Raw genomic sequence first — 20,451 nt, forward strand, 5'->3', positions numbered from 1 at the left:
AGAAAAGCGGCGCTTCGCGATCCGCGATGGCGGCCGTACCGTCGGCGCAGGCATCGTCGCCTCCATCGTCGAGTAATCTTCGGATTATTCCTTTATAAGAGGCCCCGCTGGAAACAGCGGGGCCTTTTCGCATTGGGAGGTATGCATGAGCCTGATCATTCTGACCGGCGCTTCGGGCTCGGGAAAGACCGCCATCGCGCAGGCGATCGCGAGGGACCATGCGCCTGCCTTAGCCGTCTATCATTTCGACAGTATCGGCGTGCCGTCGCTTGATGCCATGATCCGCGACCACGGTTCGCCCGAGGGCTGGCAGCGCGACAAGACCGTGGAATGGCTGGCGCGAATTGCGCCACAGGTGCGAAAGGGCAGGGCCGTTCTTCTCGAAGGGCAGATGCGGCCATCCTTCATCAGGGAGGCAGCGGATGCCGCCGATATCGGTGACTATCATCTGTTGCTGGTCGATTGCGACGACGCAACGCGGACCCATCGCTTGGCGGTCGAGCGAGGCCAGCCGGAGCTCGCCGACGCGAACATGATGAACTGGGCGGCCTACCTGCGCCGTGAAGCCCAGACAAATGGCTGCGAGATCTTCGACACGAGCGATCTTTCGATCGGGCAGAGTGTGGACGCAGTGCTGAAATATCTGTTCCGGTAGTCCCAAAGATGCCATCACCGAGCGGTGATATGGCTCGCCTGTGTAAGTTCCGCTTTCGCACGTCGCACGGCAACCGCAACGAAATCGCTCTTCCTGCGATATAATAATTCCAGTCGCCATTAGCCTCTTCGGCAAGCCGGCCATCGCGATTCGATTATTTTGCCGAAAGAGCCCCCGCTCACCAAGGCTTGTCTTGCGAAATGAGCGCAAGGGCCTATTTATCGCTCGATTTTCCAAGGAGGAGATTTTCATGAAGAAACGTATTTTGTTCACGGGCGGAAGCGGCAAAGCCGGACGTCACGCGGTCCCGTGGCTGGTGAATGCCGGCTACGAGGTCCACAATGTCGACCTCGTGCCGCTGAACAGCCCCGGCGTCACCAATCTGCAGGTGGATGTCACTGATGCGGGACAAGTTTACGACGTTCTGACCATGCACCGCGATTTTCCCGATCTCGATCAGGGCAAGGGCGTGCAGCCTTTCGACGCCGTCGTGCATTTCGCCGCCATTCCGCGCATCCTGATCAAGCCTGACAACGAGACGTTCCGCATCAATACGATGAGCACCTACAATGTCATCGAGGCGGCTGCGAAGCTCGGCGTGAAGAAGATCATCATCGCCTCCAGTGAGACGACCTATGGCATCTGCTTTGCCGAAGGCCATCGCGACTTCCATCAGTTCCCGCTGGAGGAGGACTATGATGTCAATCCGATGGATTCCTATGGCTTGTCCAAGGTTGTGAACGAGAAGACGGCTCGGGCCTTCGCCGAACGTTTCGGCATCGACATCTACGCGCTGCGCATCGGCAATGTCATCGAGCCGCATGAATATGAGCGCTTTCCCGCGTTTTTCGCTAATAGCGAAATCCGCAAGCGCATCGCCTGGAGTTACATCGACGCCCGCGACCTCGGCCAGATCGTCCATCTCTGCATCGGGAAGGATGGCCTCGGTTTCCAGGTTTTCAATGCCGCGAACGACACGGTCTCGGCCAACACGCCGTCGCGCCAGCTTGCCGCGAAGCATTTTCCGAACGTGCCTTTTACCCGCGAGATCGGCGAGTATGAGGGCCTTTTGTCCAACCGCAAAATTCGCGAAGTGCTTGATTTCAAGGAAGAGCACGACTGGCGGAAATATGTGAAGGTCTAGGACGCCGCCTTTGAAGCATTCCCGGCGCGCTTTCTTCCAGCGCCGGGCGGGAAGGGGCGGTTGCTGCGCTGCCTCTCCATTTGTTACGCGGCAAAACCAAAAATGCTTCCCCAAACACTCGACAAAAACAGCCGTTTATTTAAGTAGGCTTGCGTTCGCGAAGCATCTCCTAGAGATTGCAGCACATGGCCCGGTATATCCGCGTCCCTGTTTCGAACCAGCACCCTCCGGCCGATGGGCTTCAAGGGTGAGCAGAGCGCGATTTGCATCGCGACGAAAGATAGTTGCCGGCTGACCCGCAAGCGCTCAGCCGTTTCGGAGGTATCATGAAGGATAACGTTGCACGTATTTTTGTCGGTTTCGATTCCAAGGAAGTCGTGGCCTATCACGTCCTGACCCAGAGCATCATCGAGCGCTCGTCGATCCCGGTGGTCTTCTCGCCGATCGTGCTCAACAATCTCGACGGCATCTTCACGCGTGAGCGCAATCCGCTGCAGTCGACCGAGTTTTCCTTCTCGCGCTTCCTCGTGCCCTATCTCAGCGACTATCAGGGCTGGAGCATCTTCATGGATTGCGACATGCTCGCTCGTGCCGATATCGCCGAGCTCTGGGCCTTGCGTGACGACCGCTATGCGGCCATGTGCGTGAAGCACGACTACCAGCCGAAGGTCGAGACCAAGTTCCTTGGCCAGACGCAGACCAAATATGAGAAGAAGAACTGGTCGAGCATGATCCTGTTCAACAATGCCAAGTGCAAGGCATTGACGAAGGACTTCGTCAACACGGCAACTGGCCTCCAGCTCCATCAGTTCAAGTGGCTGGATAGCGACGACCAGATCGGCGAGGTGCCGGTGACCTGGAACTATCTCGTCAACGAATATGACCGCCGCGAGGATGCCAAGCTGGTGCACTTCACCGACGGCGGCCCGTATTTCGACGAATATCGCAATGATGATTACGCCGAAGAATGGTTCGCCATGCGCGACCGCATGCTGCACGTCCAGCAGAAGTGAGCGATTTGGATCATAAGACGACGGGAAACATTGATGTCGGCATACCGGCTGCGGGTTCCGCGGCCGGCCTGAACGGCGCCGACGAATGGCGGGCCATACTGGCGGGGTTTTCCCATATCGTTCTGGTCGCCAATAGCGACGCGGTCGATATCGCGAACCTGCAGGCGCAGTTTCCGGAGACTGCGCTCTTCGTCTTCTTCAACAAGGTCTACAAGGTCCTTGACCGCCCGTTTCATGGACATTCGCTGCTGATCTCGCGCGGCCAGCCGCGCGGGGCAAACATCGTCTATCGCGGCGAGGTGGGTGAGGTCGTGAAATTCTTTCCGAAGGAATATTTCCTCGGGATCATGAATATCCGGCTAGGTCCGGACGAAAAGCTCAATCCCGCCGCTGATTTCCAGGGTGCGCCGACCGGCCACCTCGATCTGGTCGGCTTCTGCTCGGATTTCTACACGGAAGGCAAGACGCCGACGAGCGGCTTTGCTCTGGCGCTCTGGCTCAGCGACCTGAAGCTGCCCGGCGCGATCGTGCTTGCCGGTTTCTCAGCCCGGCGCAGTCAGAAGTGGAGGGTGGTCTCCGTCCATGATTGGAACTTCGAGCAGACGTTCCTGCGCCTGTTTGCCCGGCTTGGAAAGATCACCATCCATGGCGGGGTTGCGCTGAACCCCTATATCCGGCTTGCGCAGCGCTTCAGCGAACTGCCGCCGGCCGAAATTTCGCTGGCTGCTGCGGAAGTGCTGTCGGAACGGCTCGGCAATACGGATGCCGAAGTGGACAAGCTGATCTCCCTGACGAATGTGATTCGTTCCACCGATAATTTCCTGCGCCGGCTCAGGCCAAAGTTTCTCAAGCGCAAGCCGAAAGGCTCTTCCGGAGAATAGCGAGGCCGAAAGCACCGTTTCAGAGGCCTTGCCCTTCGCAAGCGGTTCCGGCCGTGCAAATATGTCCCGTGCGAAGTTGCGGGTCCGATTGGGAAAAACAAAAAACGCTCTTGCCAATCGTTTCATCCCGCCTTAAAGGGAGCGCCATGTCTTCGAACTGCTTGGGCGGTCCACCGCTCGAAGCGAATAGTCGAAGGAAGAAGGGGTATAGCTCAGTTGGTAGAGCGGCGGTCTCCAAAACCGCAGGTCGTAGGTTCGAGCCCTGCTGCCCCTGCCATTTTCCTTGATTTGACTGGCGCGTCGTTTTCGCTGCTTCTCGGGTTGAGGATTATGCCGAACCGGCGGCAAATTTTAGAAAACACCGTATTGCCTCTTGTTAAATCGGGAATCGGTGTTTATGTAGGGTTCAACAGACACGCGGTGCGTGGGGCTGATATGTTCAGCTTTACGCGCCGTAATTGCGTGGGCAGTCAATGGCATCCAAAACGAATCCACTAGCGTTTCTGCAGCAGGTGCGCTCCGAGACGTCGAAAATCACTTGGCCCTCACGCCGCGAGACCATGATCTCGACGGTGATGGTGCTTGTCATGGTTGTTTTCGCTTCGCTGTTTTTCTTCGCTGCCGACCAGCTCATTGGCTGGATTCTTGGCTACGTGCTGAATACCGGCAATTAATATCGGGTGGAGATGAACATGGCGGCACGTTGGTACATCGTCCACGCTTATTCTAATTTTGAAAAGAAAGTGGCTGAATCCATTGAGGAGAAGGCCAGGCAGAAGGGTCTCGAACATCTGTTCGAGAAGATTCTTGTGCCGACCGAGAAGGTTGTTGAGGTTCGTCGCGGTCGCAAGGTTGATAGCGAGCGCAAGTTCTTCCCGGGTTACGTGCTGGTGCGCGCCAACCTGACGGATGAAGCCTACCACCTGATCAAGAATACGCCGAAGGTGACTGGCTTCCTCGGCTCCGACAATAAGCCCGTTCCGATTCCGGATTATGAAGCCGAGCGCATTCTCGGCCAGGTCCAGGAAGGTGTCGAGCGGCCGAAGGCTTCCGTATCCTTCGAGATCGGCGAGCAGGTCCGCGTATCCGATGGTCCGTTCGCTTCGTTCAACGGCACGGTTCAGGATGTGGACGAAGAGCGTTCGCGCCTGAAGGTGGAAGTGTCGATTTTCGGCCGCGCTACGCCGGTCGAGCTGGAATACAGCCAGGTCGAGAAGGTCTGATTGTCTTTGGTTTGAAGGGTCGGCCTGGCGGCTGGCCTTTCGTTCGAGTTTGGATATAAGTAATTGCTTACTTATATCTCGCGGCAAAGCCGCAATCCGCGTGGAAGGGTAGGGTCTTAGCCGGGCCTGGTGACCCGCACCACGCAACCGCAGCCGCCGGAGCGATCCGGCATCAGTCGGCCGGGTAGCCGGTCATGTAGAAAGGCAGAGAGAAATGGCTAAGAAAGTTGCAGGCCAGCTCAAGCTGCAGGTTAAGGCCGGCTCGGCGAATCCGTCGCCGCCGATCGGTCCTGCGCTTGGTCAGCGTGGCATTAACATCATGGAATTCTGCAAGGCGTTCAATGCCGCCACGCAGGAAATGGAAAAGGGTATGCCGATCCCGGTCGTCATCACCTACTACCAGGACAAGTCCTTCACCTTCATCATGAAGCAGCCGCCGGTCAGCTACTTCCTGAAGAAGGAAGCGAAGATCCAGTCCGGCTCGAAGACCCCGGGCAAGGGCGCCAAGGCTGGCACCCTGAGCAAGGCTCAGGTCAAGGCGATCGCCGAAGCCAAGATGAAGGATCTGAACGCCGCCGATATCGAAGGCGCAATGGCCATGATCGAGGGCTCCGCCCGCGCCATGGGCCTGGAAGTGGTAGGTTAAGACCATGGTAGCTAAGCGTATTCAGAAGATTCGTGAAGGTGTCGACCCGACCAAGCTCTACGCTCTGGATCTGGCCATCGGCATGGTCAAGGAACGTGCCGTCGCCAAGTTCGACGAAACCGTCGAAATCTCGATGAACCTCGGTGTTGACCCGCGTCACGCCGACCAGATGGTTCGTGGCGTCGTCAACCTGCCGAACGGCACCGGCCGTACGGTTCGTGTTGCCGTCTTCGCTCGCGGCGCCAAGGCTGATGAAGCCAAGGCTGCCGGCGCAGATATCGTCGGCGCCGAAGACCTGGTCGAAATCGTTCAGGGCGGCAAGATCGATTTCGATCGCTGCATCGCCACCCCGGACATGATGCCGCTCGTCGGCCGCCTCGGTAAGGTTCTCGGCCCGCGCGGCATGATGCCGAACCCGAAGGTCGGTACCGTTACGATGGACGTCAAGTCTGCCGTTGAAGCATCCAAGGGCGGCGCCGTAGAGTTCCGCGTCGAGAAGGCTGGTATCGTCCATGCCGGTATCGGCAAGGCTTCCTTCGACGCCAAGGCTCTGGAAGAAAACATCCGCGCCTTCGCCGACGCCGTCATCAAGGCGAAGCCGGCTGGCGCCAAGGGCAACTACGTCAAGCGCGTAGCGATCTCCTCGACCATGGGTCCGGGCGTCAAGATCGAGCCGTCGTCCGTCACGGCGCCGGGCGCCTGATTGGTTCTGCCGGGCGGTAAGCCCGGCTTTTAAGAATTCCCGGCCTTTCGGGGCCGGGATTTCCGGAGAAATCCGGAATTCCTGTCCGAGATTGCAGGTGGTTATCCCTTAATCACTCAAGCCTGCATGAGACGGGTAAGACCCGAATTTTGAAGAAGCATCGCTTCGATGAACTCGGTTCGAGCCTTGGATGCCTTGTGCCTTGGAGCCGTTCGGCTCGAGCGCGAGGGGACAGGATCCTCAAGCGTCGCTTGGGATCTGAATTGATCCCAGGAGGCAAAAGGCAACCCGGCAGGCCCGTTAACCCGGTCCTGTCAACTGGAGAAAAGCAGTGGAAAGAGCGGAAAAACGCGAATTCGTCACGGAATTGAACGAAGTCTTCAAGGCTTCGGGCTCAGTTGTCGTGGCCCACTATGCTGGTGCTACAGTCGCTCAGATGAACGATTTTCGTTCCAAGATGCGCGCTGCTGGCGGCACCGTCAAAGTCGCGAAGAACCGCCTGGCCAAAATTGCTCTTCAGGGCACCGAAGCGGAAGGGATTTCCAATCTCTTCACCGGTCAGACGCTGATCGCATACAGCGCTGATCCGATTACCGCTCCGAAGGTCGTCGTGGATTTCGCCAAGGGCAACGATAAGATCGTTGTTCTGGGCGGCGCCATGGGAACAACAACGCTCAACGCCGAAGGTGTGAAGTCGCTCGCGACCCTGCCTTCGCTGGACGAGCTGCGCGCGAAGCTGCTGGGCATGATCCAGACTCCGGCTACCCGCATCGCAGGTGTTGTTGCAGCGCCGGCAAGTCAGCTTGCTCGCGTGTTCTCGGCCTACGCCAAGAAGGACGAAGCCGCGTAAGGCGGTTTTTCGCTGTTCATAACCAACCAGTTCGAACCGAACAAAAGGAACTACAAAAATGGCTGATCTCGTAAAGATCGTAGAAGACCTCTCCTCGCTGACCGTTCTCGAAGCCGCAGAACTGTCCAAGCTTCTCGAAGAAAAGTGGGGCGTTTCCGCCGCTGCTCCGGTAGCTGTTGCTGCTGTTGGCGGTGGTGCTGGCGCTGCTGCTGCCGTTGAAGAAGAAAAGACCGAGTTCGACGTCGTCCTCACGGATGCCGGCGCGAACAAGATCAACGTCATCAAGGAAGTCCGCGCCATCACCGGCCTCGGCCTCAAGGAAGCCAAGGATCTCGTTGAAGCCGCTCCGAAGGCTGTCAAGGAAGCTGTTTCCAAGGCTGAAGCCGCTGACATCAAGAAGAAGCTCGAAGACGCCGGCGCAAAGGTCGACGTCAAGTAAGCTTGAAACTGCTTTTGGGAGGTGGTTTTTTGCCGCCTCCCATTCGCCGTTTTTCTGAACGAATTACCCAAAAGCCGCGGGCAAAACGGCTTTTGGGTAATGGGTTCTTCAAGAGGATGGTCTCAAACCGAACCGCGACGCAATCCGGCCGAGCGGTTTTCGGTTAGATAGACGAGATTGAACTACTCATTGATTGATGGGATCGCCTGGCCAGCGGTTCCCATCCGTTGCAGGCCCGGGTGCAGGATTTTAAAGGAGCGACGATGGCTCAGACCCTTTCGTTCAACGGTCGCAGGCGCGTACGCAAGTTTTTTGGTAAGATTCCCGAAGTCGCGGAGATGCCGAACCTCATCGAGGTTCAAAAGGCGTCCTACGATCAGTTTCTCATGGTCGAAGAACCGAAGGGCGGCCGCCCGGACGAAGGTCTTCAGACCGTCTTCAAGTCGGTATTCCCGATCACCGATTTCTCCGGCGCTTCCATGCTGGAGTTCGTTTCCTATGAGTTCGAACCGCCGAAGTTCGACGTCGATGAGTGCCGCCAGCGCGACCTGACCTATGCCGCGCCGCTGAAGGTGACCCTCCGTCTGATCGTGTTCGATATCGACGAGGATACGGGCGCGAAGTCCATCAAGGACATCAAGGAACAGAGCGTCTACATGGGCGACATGCCGCTCATGACGAACAACGGTACCTTCATCGTGAACGGCACCGAGCGCGTGATCGTGTCCCAGATGCACCGTTCGCCGGGCGTCTTCTTCGACCACGACAAGGGCAAGAGCCATTCTTCCGGCAAGCTGCTCTTCGCAGCCCGCGTCATCCCCTATCGTGGTTCCTGGCTCGATATCGAATTCGACGCCAAGGACATCGTCTATGCCCGTATCGACCGTCGCCGCAAGATTCCGGTGACGTCGCTGCTGATGGCGCTCGGCATGGACGGCGAAGAAATCCTGTCGACCTTCTACACGAAGTCGCTCTACGAGCGCTCCGGCGATGGCTGGCGCATTCCCTTCAAGGCGGAAACGCTGAAGGGCGCCAAGACCGTTACCGACATGATCGACGCCGACACCGGCGAAGTGGTTGTCGAAGGCGGCAAGAAGCTGACGCCGCGCCTGCTGCGTCAGCTGCAGGATAAGGGCCTGAAGGCCCTGAAGGCAACCGACGAAGAGCTGTACGGCCTCTTCCTGGCGGAAGACATCGTCAACTTCCAGACCGGTGAGATCTATCTCGAAGCCGGCGACGAAATCGACGAGAAGACCCTGCCTGTCATCCTGAAGGCCGGCTTTGAAGAAATCCCGATTCTCGGCATCGACCACATCAATGTCGGCGCCTACATCCGCAATACGCTGTCTGCGGACAAGAACGAGAACCGTCAGGACGCTCTGTTCGACATCTACCGCGTCATGCGTCCGGGTGAACCGCCGACCATGGAATCAGCCGAAGCCATGTTCAACTCGCTGTTCTTCGATGCGGAGCGTTACGATCTCTCCGCCGTCGGCCGCGTGAAGATGAACATGCGTCTCGACCTCGACGTCGAAGACACTGTCCGCATCCTGCGCAAGGACGACATCCTGGCCGTGGTCAAGATGCTGGTTGAGCTGCGCGACGGCAAGGGCGAGATCGACGATATCGACAACCTCGGTAACCGCCGCGTCCGTTCTGTCGGCGAGCTGATGGAAAACCAGTATCGTCTGGGTCTGCTGCGTATGGAGCGTGCGATCAAGGAACGCATGTCCTCGATCGAAATCGATACGGTCATGCCGCAGGATCTGATCAACGCCAAGCCGGCTGCCGCTGCCGTTCGCGAATTCTTCGGCTCCTCGCAGCTGTCGCAGTTCATGGACCAGGTGAACCCGCTTTCGGAAATCACCCACAAGCGCCGTCTTTCGGCTCTCGGCCCGGGTGGTCTGACCCGCGAGCGTGCCGGCTTCGAAGTCCGCGACGTTCATCCGACCCACTACGGTCGTATTTGCCCGATCGAAACGCCGGAAGGCCCGAACATCGGTCTCATCAACTCGCTGGCGACCTTTGCCCGCGTCAACAAGTACGGCTTCATCGAAAGCCCTTATCGCCGTATCATCGACGGTAAGGTGACCAACGACGTGCTCTACCTCTCCGCAATGGAAGAGGCGAAGTACTACGTGGCTCAGGCCAACGCCGAGCTCGACACCGACGGCTCCTTCATCGAGGAATTCGTCGTTTGCCGTCATGCCGGCGAAGTCATGCTCGCTCCGCGCGACAACATCAACCTGATGGACGTCTCGCCGAAGCAGCTGGTTTCGGTCGCCGCCGCTCTGATCCCGTTCCTGGAAAACGACGACGCCAACCGCGCGCTCATGGGCTCGAACATGCAGCGTCAGGCCGTGCCGCTTCTACGTGCCGAAGCCCCGTTCGTCGGCACCGGCATGGAGCCGGTCGTCGCGCGTGACTCCGGTGCTGCTATCGGCGCCCGCCGCGGCGGCGTGGTCGACCAGGTCGACGCAACGCGTATCGTTATCCGCGCCACCGAAGACCTCGATCCGTCGAAGTCCGGCGTCGATATCTACCGGCTGATGAAGTTCCAGCGTTCGAACCAGAACACCTGCGTCAACCAGCGTCCGCTGGTCACCGTCGGTGACTTCGTCAACAAGGGCGACATCCTGGCGGACGGTCCTTCGACCGACCTCGGCGATCTGGCTCTCGGCCGCAACGTGCTCGTCGCGTTCATGCCTTGGAACGGCTACAACTACGAAGACTCGATCCTGCTCTCCGAGCGTATCGTTGCCGACGACGTGTTCACCTCCATCCACATCGAAGAATTCGAAGTGATGGCGCGCGACACCAAGCTCGGTCCGGAAGAAATCACCCGCGACATTCCGAACGTTTCGGAAGAAGCGCTGAAGAACCTGGACGAAGCCGGCATCGTTTACATCGGTGCCGAAGTCCAGCCGGGCGATATCCTCGTCGGCAAGATCACGCCCAAGGGCGAAAGCCCGATGACGCCGGAAGAAAAGCTCCTGCGCGCCATCTTCGGTGAAAAGGCGTCCGACGTTCGCGATACCTCCATGCGCATGCCGCCTGGCACCTACGGTACGGTCGTCGAAGTTCGCGTCTTCAATCGTCACGGCGTCGAAAAGGACGAACGTGCTATGGCGATCGAGCGCGAGGAAATCGAGCGTCTCGCCAAGGACCGCGACGACGAGCAGGCGATCCTCGACCGTAACGTCTACGGCCGTCTGGTCGAGATGCTGCGCGGTCAGGTTGCTCTTGCTGGTCCGAAGGGCTTCAAGAAGGGCACGGAACTGTCGAACGCCGTCGTTTCGGAATATCCGCGTTCGCAGTGGTGGATGTTCGCCGTCGAGGACGAAAAGGTCCAGAGCGAGCTGGAAGCCCTGCGCGGTCAGTACGATGAATCCAAGTCGCGCCTCGAACAGCGCTTCATGGACAAGGTCGAGAAGGTCCAGCGCGGCGACGAAATGCCTCCGGGCGTCATGAAGATGGTCAAGGTCTTCGTTGCTGTGAAGCGCAAGATCCAGCCGGGCGACAAGATGGCAGGCCGTCACGGGAACAAGGGCGTGGTCTCGCGCATTGTTCCGGTTGAAGACATGCCGTTCCTGGAAGACGGCACGCATGTCGACATCGTGTTGAACCCGCTGGGCGTTCCCTCGCGAATGAACGTTGGTCAGATTCTCGAAACGCACCTTGGCTGGGCTTGCGCCGGCATGGGTCGCCAGATCGGTGACCTGATCGAAGCCTACAAGGCAAGCGGCAACATCGAGCCTCTGCGCAAGACGATCGACATGGTCGTCGGCGACGGTCCGAAGAGCGACGACGTGCACGAGTATGACGATGCGTCGGTTCTGCGTCTGGCAGACCAGTGGAAGCGTGGCGTGTCCATCGCGACCCCGGTCTTCGATGGCGCCGGCGAAGCTGATGTCAACGAGATGCTGGAAATGGCAGGTCTCAAGCAGACCGGTCAGTCGACACTGTACGACGGTCGTACCGGCGAGCAGTTCGACCGCCAGGTTACGGTTGGCTACATCTACATGCTGAAGCTGAACCACCTTGTCGACGACAAGATCCACGCCCGCTCGATCGGTCCGTACTCGCTCGTCACCCAGCAGCCGCTGGGCGGTAAGGCGCAGTTCGGCGGTCAGCGCTTCGGCGAAATGGAAGTCTGGGCGCTTGAAGCTTACGGTGCAGCCTACACGCTGCAGGAAATGCTCACGGTCAAGTCGGACGACGTGGCCGGCCGTACGAAGGTCTACGAAGCCATCGTTCGTGGCGACGACACCTTCGAGGCGGGCATTCCGGAAAGCTTCAACGTTCTCGTCAAGGAAATGCGCTCGCTGGGTCTCAGCGTCGAACTGGAGAATTCCAAGGTCGACGATCTGCAGACGGCAAGCCAGCTTCCGGACGCAGCCGAGTAATAGCCTGTCAGGGTGCGCGCTGTCGGTCAGCGCGCACCGTTGGAATATTGCAGCGCCGTCGCGTCCCTTCGGATGCATGGCGCCGCAAGGCGGTTTTAAAGCGTCAGGCCGGTTCCCGGGATTTGCCGGCACTGTTCGCAATTCGAGGGCGTTTCGCCCCTAAAGGAGATAGGCATGAACCAAGAGGTCATGAATCTTTTCAATCCGCAGATGCCTGCGCAGAATTTCGATTCCATCCGGATTTCGATTGCGTCGCCGGAGAAGATTCTTTCCTGGTCTTATGGCGAGATCAAGAAGCCGGAGACGATCAACTATCGCACGTTCAAGCCGGAACGCGATGGTCTCTTCTGCGCGCGCATCTTCGGGCCGATCAAGGACTACGAGTGCCTGTGCGGCAAGTACAAGCGCATGAAATACAAGGGCATCATCTGCGAAAAGTGCGGCGTCGAAGTCACGCTGTCGCGCGTTCGCCGTGAGCGCATGGGCCATATCGAGCTTGCCGCTCCCGTTGCCCACATCTGGTTCCTGAAGTCGCTGCCTTCACGCATTTCGACGCTGCTCGACATGACGCTGAAGGATGTCGAGCGCGTTCTCTACTTCGAAAACTACATCGTCACCGAGCCGGGCCTGACCGCGCTCAAGGAACATCAGCTTCTCTCGGAAGAAGAGTACATGCTCGCCGTCGACGAATATGGCGAAGATCAGTTCACCGCCATGATCGGCGCTGAAGCGATCTACGAGATGCTGGCCAGCATGAACCTTGAAAAGATCGCCGGCGACCTGCGCTCCGAGCTTGCCGAGACGACGTCGGATCTCAAGCAGAAGAAGCTGATGAAGCGCCTGAAGATCGTCGAGAACTTCATGGAGTCGGGCAACCGTCCGGAATGGATGATCATGAAGGTCGTCCCGGTCATCCCGCCGGACCTGCGCCCGCTGGTTCCGCTCGATGGCGGCCGCTTCGCGACGTCGGATCTGAACGATCTGTATCGCCGCGTCATCAACCGCAACAATCGTCTGAAGCGCCTGATCGAACTGCGCGCTCCGGGCATCATCATCCGCAACGAAAAGCGCATGCTGCAGGAATCTGTCGATGCGCTGTTCGACAACGGCCGCCGTGGCCGCGTCATCACCGGCGCCAACAAGCGTCCGCTGAAGTCGCTGTCCGACATGCTCAAGGGCAAGCAGGGCCGCTTCCGTCAGAACCTGCTCGGCAAGCGCGTCGACTATTCCGGCCGTTCGGTCATCGTGACCGGTCCGGAACTGAAGCTGCACCAGTGCGGCCTACCGAAGAAGATGGCGCTCGAGCTGTTCAAGCCGTTCATCTACGCCCGCCTCGACGCGAAGGGTTATTCCTCGACCGTCAAGCAGGCCAAGAAGCTGGTTGAAAAGGAAAAGCCGGAAGTCTGGGATATCCTCGACGAGGTCATCCGCGAGCATCCGGTTCTCCTGAACCGCGCACCGACGCTGCACCGCCTGGGCATCCAGGCCTTCGAACCCATGCTGGTCGAAGGCAAGGCGATCCAGCTGCATCCGCTCGTCTGCACGGCCTTCAACGCGGACTTCGACGGCGACCAGATGGCTGTTCACGTGCCGCTCTCGCTGGAAGCCCAGCTTGAAGCGCGCGTGCTGATGATGTCGACCAACAACATCCTGCATCCGGCAAACGGCGCGCCGATCATCGTTCCCTCGCAGGACATGGTTCTCGGCCTGTACTACCTGTCGATTCTGAACCAGAACGAGCCGGGCGAAGGCATGGCCTTCTCCGACCTCGGCGAGCTGCATCATGCCCTCGAAAACAAGGTCGTGACGCTGCACTCGAAGATCCGCGGCCGCTTCAAGTCGGTCGACGAAGAGGGCAAGCCCTATTCGAAGATCTATGAGACGACGCCTGGCCGCCTGCTGATCGGCGAACTGCTGCCGAAGCACGGCAAGGTGACCTTCGACATCTGCAACCAGGAAATGACCAAGAAGAACATCTCCAAGATGATCGACACGGTCTACCGTCATTGCGGCCAGAAGGACACGGTCATTTTCTGCGACCGCATCATGCAGCTTGGCTTCTCCCATGCCTGCCGCGCCGGCATTTCGTTCGGCAAGGACGACATGGTCATCCCGGATACCAAGGTTAAGATCGTCGGCGATACCGAAGCGCTCGTGAAGGAATACGAGCAGCAGTACAACGACGGCCTGATCACCCAGGGCGAGAAGTACAACAAGGTCGTCGATGCCTGGGGCAAGGCCACGGAAAAGGTCGCCGAAGAAATGATGGCCCGCATTAAGGCCGTCGAATTCGACGAGAAGACCGGTCGTCAGAAGCCGATGAACTCGATCTATATGATGAGCCACTCTGGTGCTCGTGGTTCGCCGAACCAGATGCGTCAGCTGGGCGGCATGCGCGGCCTTATGGCCAAGCCGTCGGGCGAAATCATCGAGACGCCGATCATCTCGAACTTCAAGGAAGGCTTGACCGTTAACGAGTACTTCAACTCGACCCACGGTGCCCGTAAGGGTCTGGCCGACACCGCCTTGAAGACTGCAAACTCCGGCTACCTGACCCGCCGTCTCGTCGACGTCGCGCAGGATTGCATCGTCACGCACGTCGATTGCGGCACCGAGAACGGCCTCACCATGACCGCCATCGTCGATGCCGGTCAGGTCGTTGCCTCGCTCGGCGCGCGCATCCTCGGCCGTACGGCCTTGGACGACATCGATCATCCGGTCACGGGCGAGCGTCTCGTCGATGCGGGCAAGATGATCCTCGAGCCGGATGTCATCGAGATCGAGAAGGCTGGTATCCAGTCGATCCGCATCCGTTCGGCGCTGACCTGCGAAATCCAGACCGGTGTCTGCGGCGTCTGCTACGGTCGTGACCTTGCTCGCGGTACGCCTGTCAACCTCGGTGAAGCTGTCGGCGTTATCGCCGCACAGTCGATCGGCGAGCCGGGCACGCAGCTGACCATGCGTACCTTCCACCTGGGCGGCACGGCGACCGTGGTCGACCAGTCGTTCCTGGAAGCCTCCTATGAGGGCACGGTTCAGATCAAGAACCGCAACATGCTGCGCAACTCGGAAGGCAACCTCGTTGCCATGGGTCGTAACATGACGGTGCAGATCCTGGACGAGCGCGGCGTCGAGCGTTCCTCGCAGCGCGTTGCCTACGGCTCGAAGCTCCATGTCGACGAAGGCGACAAGGTCAAGCGTGGCCAGCGTCTGGCGGAATGGGATCCGTATACCCGTCCGATGATGACGGAAGTGGCCGGTACGGTTCACTTCGAAGACGTCGTCGACGGTCTCTCGGTTCTCGAGGCGACGGACGAATCCACCGGCATCACCAAGCGTCAGGTTATCGACTGGCGCTCGACGCCGCGTGGTTCGGATCTGAAGCCGGCGATCGTCATCAAGGACGCCAGCGGCAATGTCGCCAAGCTGTCGCGCGGTGGCGAAGCCCGCTTCCTGCTCTCGGTCGACGCGATCCTGTCGGTCGAACCGGGCACGAAGGTGTCGCAGGGTGACGTTCTCGCCCGTTCGCCGCTGGAAAGCGCCAAGACGAAGGACATCACCGGTGGTCTGCCGCGTGTTGCCGAACTGTTCGAGGCCCGTCGCCCGAAGGATCATGCCATCATCGCTGAGATCGATGGTACGATCCGCCTCGGCCGCGACTACAAGAACAAGCGTCGCGTCATCATCGAGCCGGCGGAAGACGGTGTCGAGCCGGTCGAGTACCTGATCCCGAAGGGCAAGCCCTTCCATCTTCAGGACGGCGACTATATCGAAAAGGGTGACTACATTCTCGACGGTAACCCGGCTCCGCACGACATCTTGGCGATCAAGGGCGTGGAAGCTCTGGCTTCCTACCTGGTCAACGAAATCCAGGAAGTCTACCGCTTGCAGGGCGTTGTCATCAACGACAAGCACATCGAAGTGATTGTTCGTCAGATGCTGCAGAAGGTGGAGATCACCGATGCAGGCGACAGCCAGTACATCGTCGGCGACAACGTCGATCGTATCGAGCTGGACGACGCCAACGACCGTCTGATCGAAGAAGGCAAGAAGCCCGCTTATGGCGATCCGGTTCTGCTCGGTATCACCAAGGCATCGCTGCAGACGCCGTCCTTCATCTCGGCCGCATCCTTCCAGGAAACGACGAAGGTGCTGACCGAAGCTGCAATCGCCGGCAAGACCGACGGCCTGCAGGGTCTGAAGGAAAACGTCATCGTCGGCCGTCTCATCCCGGCCGGTACCGGCGGCACCATGACGCAGATCCGCCGTATCGCCACGGCGCGCGACGAGCTCATCCTCGAAGAGCGTCGCAAGGGTACGGGCGCTAACGTCGCGACGCCGATGCTGCAGGATCTCGCCAGCGAGAACACTCCGGCCGAATAAGCCGATAGTGAAATGAAAAATCAAAACCGCCCGGAGCGATCCGGGCGGTTTCTTTTTGCAAAACGATGAATCGGATGGGCGAGGGGAGGTTGCCTCGGCAATGGAGGCAGGTCCGTCAGCGGAAGCGGATGATCGCGACTTCGCCTTCGAGTGCGCCCTGGTACGCGGATGCATGCGGCTCCTCGTCCGGGATGTCGGTCAGCAGGCCGATCTGGTCGAGGTCGGCCTCGATGAAGCCTTCTTCGGCAAGCGCGTTCAGCGCCTCGCGCACGGCGGTATCGTCGTCAGGCGCTTTCAACATGACATGCAGATCGATGCCTTCGCCGCCATCGGTCTCATAGCCTTTGCCGATGATGATGAAGACCATGGGGCCGTCGGAATTATTGTCGTTGTCTGGCGTAGTAATCATCATACTTCCTTCGGGGGTGTCGAATTCCCGGCGATTCTCTCAGGCGGCCGGTCCGGCGGATGGAAATGTCCTCATCCGATTCCTTATAGGGATTTTGATGAAATACCAAAGTCCATCTTGCCGAAGGGACGGCATTTCCGTATCAGATGCGTCAAATAGCTGGTTTTCCCGGCCTTTCAGGCCTTCGTGACAAAGATAATTTCTTAACCGGCCTTGACGAACCGGCGGGAAACCAGTAGTACCGCCGCCATCGGAACCCATGTGAGGCATGGCTGTTCGGGGCGACGCGCCCTGGAGTTCACCTCAAACAAGGTTCTAAACGCACGTTGAAGACACGAATGCTGCACGCAAGACGCCATCTCTGGTGTCCTCTGCTTTTTCTGTGGTCCATCTGCGAAAGCGGATCGGGCCACGTTTTGCGCATTGAGACGATCGTGTGTCGTTGCCGGTGACGGCGAAAGTGAAGCCCGTAAGGGTGTCGAGATAGATTTACAAGGGATGGTTGAATGCCTACCGTAAACCAGCTGATCCGCAAGCCTCGCCAGGCGCAGGTAAAGCGTAATAAGGTTCCCGCTCTCCAGGAGAACCCGCAGAAGCGCGGCGTTTGCACCCGCGTCTACACGACGACGCCGAAGAAGCCGAACTCGGCTCTGCGTAAGGTCGCAAAGATCCGCCTGACCAACGGCTTCGAAGTCATTGGTTACATTCCCGGTGAAGGTCACAACCTTCAGGAGCACTCTGTCGTCATGATCCGTGGCGGCCGCGTCAAGGACCTTCCGGGTGTCCGTTATCACATCATCCGCGGCGTTCTCGATACCCAGGGTGTCAAGAACCGCAAGCAGCGCCGTTCGAAGTACGGTGCGAAGCGTCCGAAGTAATTCGGATTTGGATAATCCGGCGCTGCGCGAGGTTCTCCGCGTGGTATAGCGCCGCTAACAGTTGAGAGACGAGAAGTACATGTCCAGACGTCACAGAGCAGAAAAGCGCGAGATCAACCCGGACCCGAAGTTCGGCGATCTGGTTGTTACCAAGTTCATGAATGCCATCATGCTCGACGGCAAGAAGTCCGTAGCTGAAAACATCGTATACGGCGCATTCGACGCCGTGCAGGGCAAGGCAAAGCAGGAGCCGCTCGGCGTGTTCCATCAGGCTTTGGATAACATCGCTCCGCACGTTGAAGTCCGCTCGCGCCGCGTTGGTGGTGCTACGTACCAGGTTCCGGTCGATGTTCGTCCGGAGCGTCGTCAGGCTCTGGCCATTCGCTGGCTGATCGCTGCTGCTCGCAAGCGTAACGAAACGACGATGGTCGATCGCCTCAGCGGCGAACTTCTCGATGCCTCCAACAACCGCGGCGCCGCCGTCAAGAAGCGCGAAGACACGCACAAGATGGCTGATGCCAACCGTGCGTTCTCGCATTATCGCTGGTAATCCCGAACGGTTTCGGAAAGGCAGTCCACAATGGCTCGCGAATATAAAATCGAAGACTACCGCAATTTCGGTATCATGGCGCATATCGACGCCGGCAAGACCACGACCACCGAGCGTATTCTTTACTACACCGGCAAGTCGCACAAGATCGGCGAAGTGCACGACGGCGCAGCCACCATGGACTGGATGGAGCAGGAGCAGGAGCGTGGCATCACGATCACCTCTGCTGCTACCACGACCTTCTGGAAGGGCCGTGACGGCAAGACCCGCCGCTTCAACATCATCGACACTCCCGGCCACGTCGACTTCACCATCGAAGTCGAGCGTTCGCTGCGCGTTCTCGATGGCGCGATCGCCCTGCTCGACGCCAACGCCGGCGTTGAACCGCAGACGGAAACCGTCTGGCGTCAGGCTGAGAAGTATCATGTTCCGCGCATGATCTTCTGCAACAAGATGGACAAGACCGGCGCCGATTTCTATCGCTCGGTCGAGATGATCAAGACCCGCCTCGGCGCTACCGCCGTCGTCATGCAGCTGCCGATCGGCGCTGAAAGCGACTTCAAGGGCGTCATCGACCTGATCGAGATGAACGCTCTCATATGGCGCGACGAATCGCTCGGCGCTCAGTGGGACGTCGTCGAAATCCCGGAAGACATGAAGGCCAAGGCTGCTGAATATCGCGAAAAGCTGATCGAGACCGTTGTCGAGATCGACGAGGCCGCGACCGAAGCCTACCTCGAAGGCAACCTGCCTGACAACGATCAGATCCGCGCGCTCGTCCGTCGCGGCACGATCGACGTCAAGTTCCATCCGATGTTCTGCGGCACCGCCTTCAAGAACAAGGGTGTTCAGCCGCTTCTCGACGCCGTTGTCGATTATCTGCCGTCGCCGCTCGACATTCCGGCGATCAAGGGCATCGACTTCAAGACGGAAGCCGAAATCGAACGTCACGCTGACGACAGCGAGCCGCTGTCCATGCTGGCATTCAAGATCATGAACGACCCCTTCGTCGGTTCGCTCACCTTCGCCCGCATCTATTCCGGCAAGCTCGAAAAGGGCGCATCGGTCATCAACACGGTCAAGGACAAGCGCGAGCGCGTCGGCCGTATGCTGCAGATGCACTCGAACTCGCGTGAAGACATCGAAGAAGCCTTCGCGGGCGACATCGTTGCTCTGGCCGGCCTCAAGGAAACCACCACTGGCGATACGCTCTGCGATCCGCTGAAGCCGGTTATCCTCGAGCGCATGGAATTCCCCGAGCCGGTCATCCAGATCGCGATCGAGCCGAAGACCAAGGGCGACCAGGAAAAGATGGGCCTCGCGCTCAACCGCCTGGCCGCAGAAGATCCGTCCTTCCGCGTGAAGACGGACCAGGAATCGGGTCAGACGATCATCGCCGGCATGGGCGAACTGCACCTTGACATCATCGTCGACCGCATGCGTCGTGAATTCAAGGTTGAAGCGACCGTCGGCGCGCCGCAGGTTGCCTACCGCGAAACCATCACGCGTCAGACGGAAAAGGACTACACCCACAAGAAGCAGTCGGGTGGTACCGGTCAGTTCGCTCGCGTCAAGATCGTGTTCGAACCGAACCCGGACGGCGACGACTTCAAGTTCGAGTCCAAGATCGTCGGTGGTTCTGTTCCGAAGGAATACATCCCGGGCGTTCAGAAGGGCATCGAAAGCGTTCTGTCTTCGGGCCCGCTGGCTGGCTTCCCGATGCTCGGCGTCAAGGCGACGCTCATCGACGGTGCCTTCCACGACGTCGACTCGTCGGTTCTGGCCTTCGAAATCGCTTCCCGCGCTTGCTTCCGTGAAGCAGCCCGCGAAGCCGGTGCCCAGCTCCTCGAGCCGATGATGAAGGTCGAAGTCGTTACGCCGGAAGATTACGTCGGCGACGTCATCGGTGACCTGAACTCGCGTCGTGGCCAGATCCAGGGCCAGGAAAGCCGCGGTATCGCCGTTGTCATCAACGCGAACGTCCCGCTGGCGAACATGTTCAAGTACGTCGATAACCTGCGTTCGATGTCTCAGGGTCGTGCACAGTACACGATGACCTTCGATCATTACGCGCCGGTTCCGTCGAACGTCGCACAGGAAATCCAGGCAAAGTATTCCGGTCAGAAGTGACCGGAATACCAATTGACCGATAACAAGAATTGATCCCCCAGGGGACAGGAAAACGGAGAGCCGAAAATGGCAAAGAGTAAGTTTGAGCGCAATAAGCCGCACGTTAACATCGGGACGATCGGGCACGTTGACCACGGCAAG

General features: G+C 58.9%; 17 protein-coding genes, 1 tRNA gene and 1 pseudogene. 18 read left to right on the forward strand and 1 reads right to left on the reverse strand.

Features of this window, described 5'->3' with window-relative positions; translation table 11 throughout:
* The 14 genes from ACPYOP_RS31145 to rpoC all read left to right on the forward strand — a co-directional run.
* Nucleotides 1–76, forward strand: a 76-nt coding sequence (locus tag ACPYOP_RS31145) for an EF-Tu C-terminal domain-related protein (protein WP_481414099.1), incomplete at its 5' end; no start/stop codon positions are given.
* A 69-nt stretch (nt 77–145) separates the two neighbouring features.
* Entirely contained in the window at nt 146–655 is a 510-nt protein-coding gene (locus ACPYOP_RS31150) for an ATP-binding protein (RefSeq protein WP_481414091.1), read from the forward strand.
* Nucleotides 656–905: 250 nt separating this feature from the next.
* The gene (locus ACPYOP_RS31155) at nt 906–1,799 is read left to right on the forward strand and encodes an NAD-dependent epimerase/dehydratase family protein (protein WP_481414092.1); all 894 of its coding nucleotides are present in this window, start codon (nt 906–908) and stop codon (nt 1,797–1,799) included.
* A gap of 326 nt (nt 1,800–2,125) precedes the next feature.
* Nucleotides 2,126–2,812 carry a glycosyltransferase gene (locus ACPYOP_RS31160; RefSeq protein WP_481414093.1) on the forward strand — a complete coding sequence of 229 codons (687 nt, stop codon included), beginning with the start codon at nt 2,126–2,128 and terminating at the stop codon, nt 2,810–2,812.
* Between the two features lie 5 nt (nt 2,813–2,817).
* Entirely contained in the window at nt 2,818–3,693 is an 876-nt protein-coding gene (locus ACPYOP_RS31165) for a 3-deoxy-manno-octulosonate cytidylyltransferase (RefSeq protein WP_481414094.1), read from the forward strand.
* 201 nt (nt 3,694–3,894) lie between these two features.
* Nucleotides 3,895–3,970: transfer RNA gene (locus ACPYOP_RS31170), tRNA-Trp, on the forward strand.
* 196 nt (nt 3,971–4,166) lie between these two features.
* Nucleotides 4,167–4,367 (forward strand): preprotein translocase subunit SecE, encoded by a 201-nt coding sequence (gene secE, locus ACPYOP_RS31175; RefSeq protein ID WP_112341906.1) that lies wholly within the window; start codon nt 4,167–4,169, stop codon nt 4,365–4,367.
* An 18-nt stretch (nt 4,368–4,385) separates the two neighbouring features.
* Complete coding sequence (gene nusG, locus ACPYOP_RS31180) at nt 4,386–4,916, forward strand: transcription termination/antitermination protein NusG (RefSeq protein ID WP_004123460.1); 531 nt, start codon at nt 4,386–4,388, stop codon at nt 4,914–4,916.
* Nucleotides 4,917–5,130: 214 nt separating this feature from the next.
* The gene (gene rplK / locus ACPYOP_RS31185; RefSeq protein WP_113233779.1) at nt 5,131–5,562 is read left to right on the forward strand and encodes a 50S ribosomal protein L11; all 432 of its coding nucleotides are present in this window, start codon (nt 5,131–5,133) and stop codon (nt 5,560–5,562) included.
* Nucleotides 5,563–5,566: 4 nt separating this feature from the next.
* Nucleotides 5,567–6,265: a 50S ribosomal protein L1 gene (gene rplA / locus ACPYOP_RS31190; protein WP_481414095.1), complete on the forward strand. Its 699-nt coding sequence runs from the start codon at nt 5,567–5,569 to the stop codon at nt 6,263–6,265.
* Nucleotides 6,266–6,596: 331 nt separating this feature from the next.
* Nucleotides 6,597–7,115: a 50S ribosomal protein L10 gene (gene rplJ, locus ACPYOP_RS31195; RefSeq protein ID WP_068386059.1), complete on the forward strand. Its 519-nt coding sequence runs from the start codon at nt 6,597–6,599 to the stop codon at nt 7,113–7,115.
* Nucleotides 7,116–7,173: 58 nt separating this feature from the next.
* Nucleotides 7,174–7,554, forward strand: coding sequence for a 50S ribosomal protein L7/L12 (rplL, locus tag ACPYOP_RS31200; protein WP_481414096.1), 381 nt, complete (start codon nt 7,174–7,176; stop codon nt 7,552–7,554).
* Nucleotides 7,555–7,817: 263 nt separating this feature from the next.
* The gene (gene rpoB / locus ACPYOP_RS31205; protein ID WP_481414097.1) at nt 7,818–11,960 is read left to right on the forward strand and encodes a DNA-directed RNA polymerase subunit beta; all 4,143 of its coding nucleotides are present in this window, start codon (nt 7,818–7,820) and stop codon (nt 11,958–11,960) included.
* Nucleotides 11,961–12,134: 174 nt separating this feature from the next.
* Complete coding sequence (gene rpoC / locus ACPYOP_RS31210) at nt 12,135–16,343, forward strand: DNA-directed RNA polymerase subunit beta' (protein WP_481414098.1); 4,209 nt, start codon at nt 12,135–12,137, stop codon at nt 16,341–16,343.
* 115 nt (nt 16,344–16,458) lie between these two features.
* Here rpoC and ACPYOP_RS31215 read toward each other — a convergent pair whose 3' ends face one another.
* Complete coding sequence (locus ACPYOP_RS31215; protein ID WP_120663677.1) at nt 16,459–16,752, reverse strand: transcriptional regulator; 294 nt, start codon at nt 16,750–16,752, stop codon at nt 16,459–16,461.
* A gap of 506 nt (nt 16,753–17,258) precedes the next feature.
* Here ACPYOP_RS31215 and rpsL point away from each other — a divergent pair.
* The 4 genes and pseudogenes from rpsL to ACPYOP_RS31235 all read left to right on the forward strand — a co-directional run.
* Nucleotides 17,259–17,630 carry a 30S ribosomal protein S12 gene (gene rpsL / locus ACPYOP_RS31220; RefSeq protein WP_003507760.1) on the forward strand — a complete coding sequence of 124 codons (372 nt, stop codon included), beginning with the start codon at nt 17,259–17,261 and terminating at the stop codon, nt 17,628–17,630.
* A gap of 79 nt (nt 17,631–17,709) precedes the next feature.
* Nucleotides 17,710–18,180, forward strand: a complete 471-nt coding sequence (gene rpsG / locus ACPYOP_RS31225) for a 30S ribosomal protein S7 (RefSeq protein WP_034513449.1) — start codon at nt 17,710–17,712, stop codon at nt 18,178–18,180.
* Between the two features lie 30 nt (nt 18,181–18,210).
* Entirely contained in the window at nt 18,211–20,310 is a 2,100-nt protein-coding gene (gene fusA, locus ACPYOP_RS31230; protein WP_149638156.1) for an elongation factor G, read from the forward strand.
* A gap of 66 nt (nt 20,311–20,376) precedes the next feature.
* Nucleotides 20,377–20,451: pseudogene (locus ACPYOP_RS31235) on the forward strand (GTP-binding protein); the annotation flags it as partial.

Source organism: Rhizobium sp. KNZ2-6A (assembly GCF_056755475.1).

What these genes read in the sequence shown, in the direction of transcription:
- ACPYOP_RS31160 (WP_481414093.1), top strand. Translation starts at nt 2,126, where the DNA reads ATGAAGGATAACGTTGCACGTATTTTTGTCGGTTTCGATTCCAAGGAA.
- rplL (WP_481414096.1), top strand. Translation starts at nt 7,174, where the DNA reads ATGGCTGATCTCGTAAAGATCGTAGAAGACCTCTCCTCGCTGACCGTT.
- nusG (WP_004123460.1), top strand. Translation starts at nt 4,386, where the DNA reads ATGGCGGCACGTTGGTACATCGTCCACGCTTATTCTAATTTTGAAAAG.
- ACPYOP_RS31150 (WP_481414091.1), top strand. Translation starts at nt 146, where the DNA reads ATGAGCCTGATCATTCTGACCGGCGCTTCGGGCTCGGGAAAGACCGCC.
- ACPYOP_RS31155 (WP_481414092.1), top strand. Translation starts at nt 906, where the DNA reads ATGAAGAAACGTATTTTGTTCACGGGCGGAAGCGGCAAAGCCGGACGT.
- secE (WP_112341906.1), top strand. Translation starts at nt 4,167, where the DNA reads ATGGCATCCAAAACGAATCCACTAGCGTTTCTGCAGCAGGTGCGCTCC.
- fusA (WP_149638156.1), top strand. Translation starts at nt 18,211, where the DNA reads ATGGCTCGCGAATATAAAATCGAAGACTACCGCAATTTCGGTATCATG.
- rpoB (WP_481414097.1), top strand. Translation starts at nt 7,818, where the DNA reads ATGGCTCAGACCCTTTCGTTCAACGGTCGCAGGCGCGTACGCAAGTTT.
- ACPYOP_RS31215 (WP_120663677.1), bottom strand. Translation starts at nt 16,752, where the DNA reads ATGATTACTACGCCAGACAACGACAATAATTCCGACGGCCCCATGGTC.
- rpsL (WP_003507760.1), top strand. Translation starts at nt 17,259, where the DNA reads ATGCCTACCGTAAACCAGCTGATCCGCAAGCCTCGCCAGGCGCAGGTA.
- rplK (WP_113233779.1), top strand. Translation starts at nt 5,131, where the DNA reads ATGGCTAAGAAAGTTGCAGGCCAGCTCAAGCTGCAGGTTAAGGCCGGC.
- rpsG (WP_034513449.1), top strand. Translation starts at nt 17,710, where the DNA reads ATGTCCAGACGTCACAGAGCAGAAAAGCGCGAGATCAACCCGGACCCG.
- rpoC (WP_481414098.1), top strand. Translation starts at nt 12,135, where the DNA reads ATGAACCAAGAGGTCATGAATCTTTTCAATCCGCAGATGCCTGCGCAG.
- rplA (WP_481414095.1), top strand. Translation starts at nt 5,567, where the DNA reads ATGGTAGCTAAGCGTATTCAGAAGATTCGTGAAGGTGTCGACCCGACC.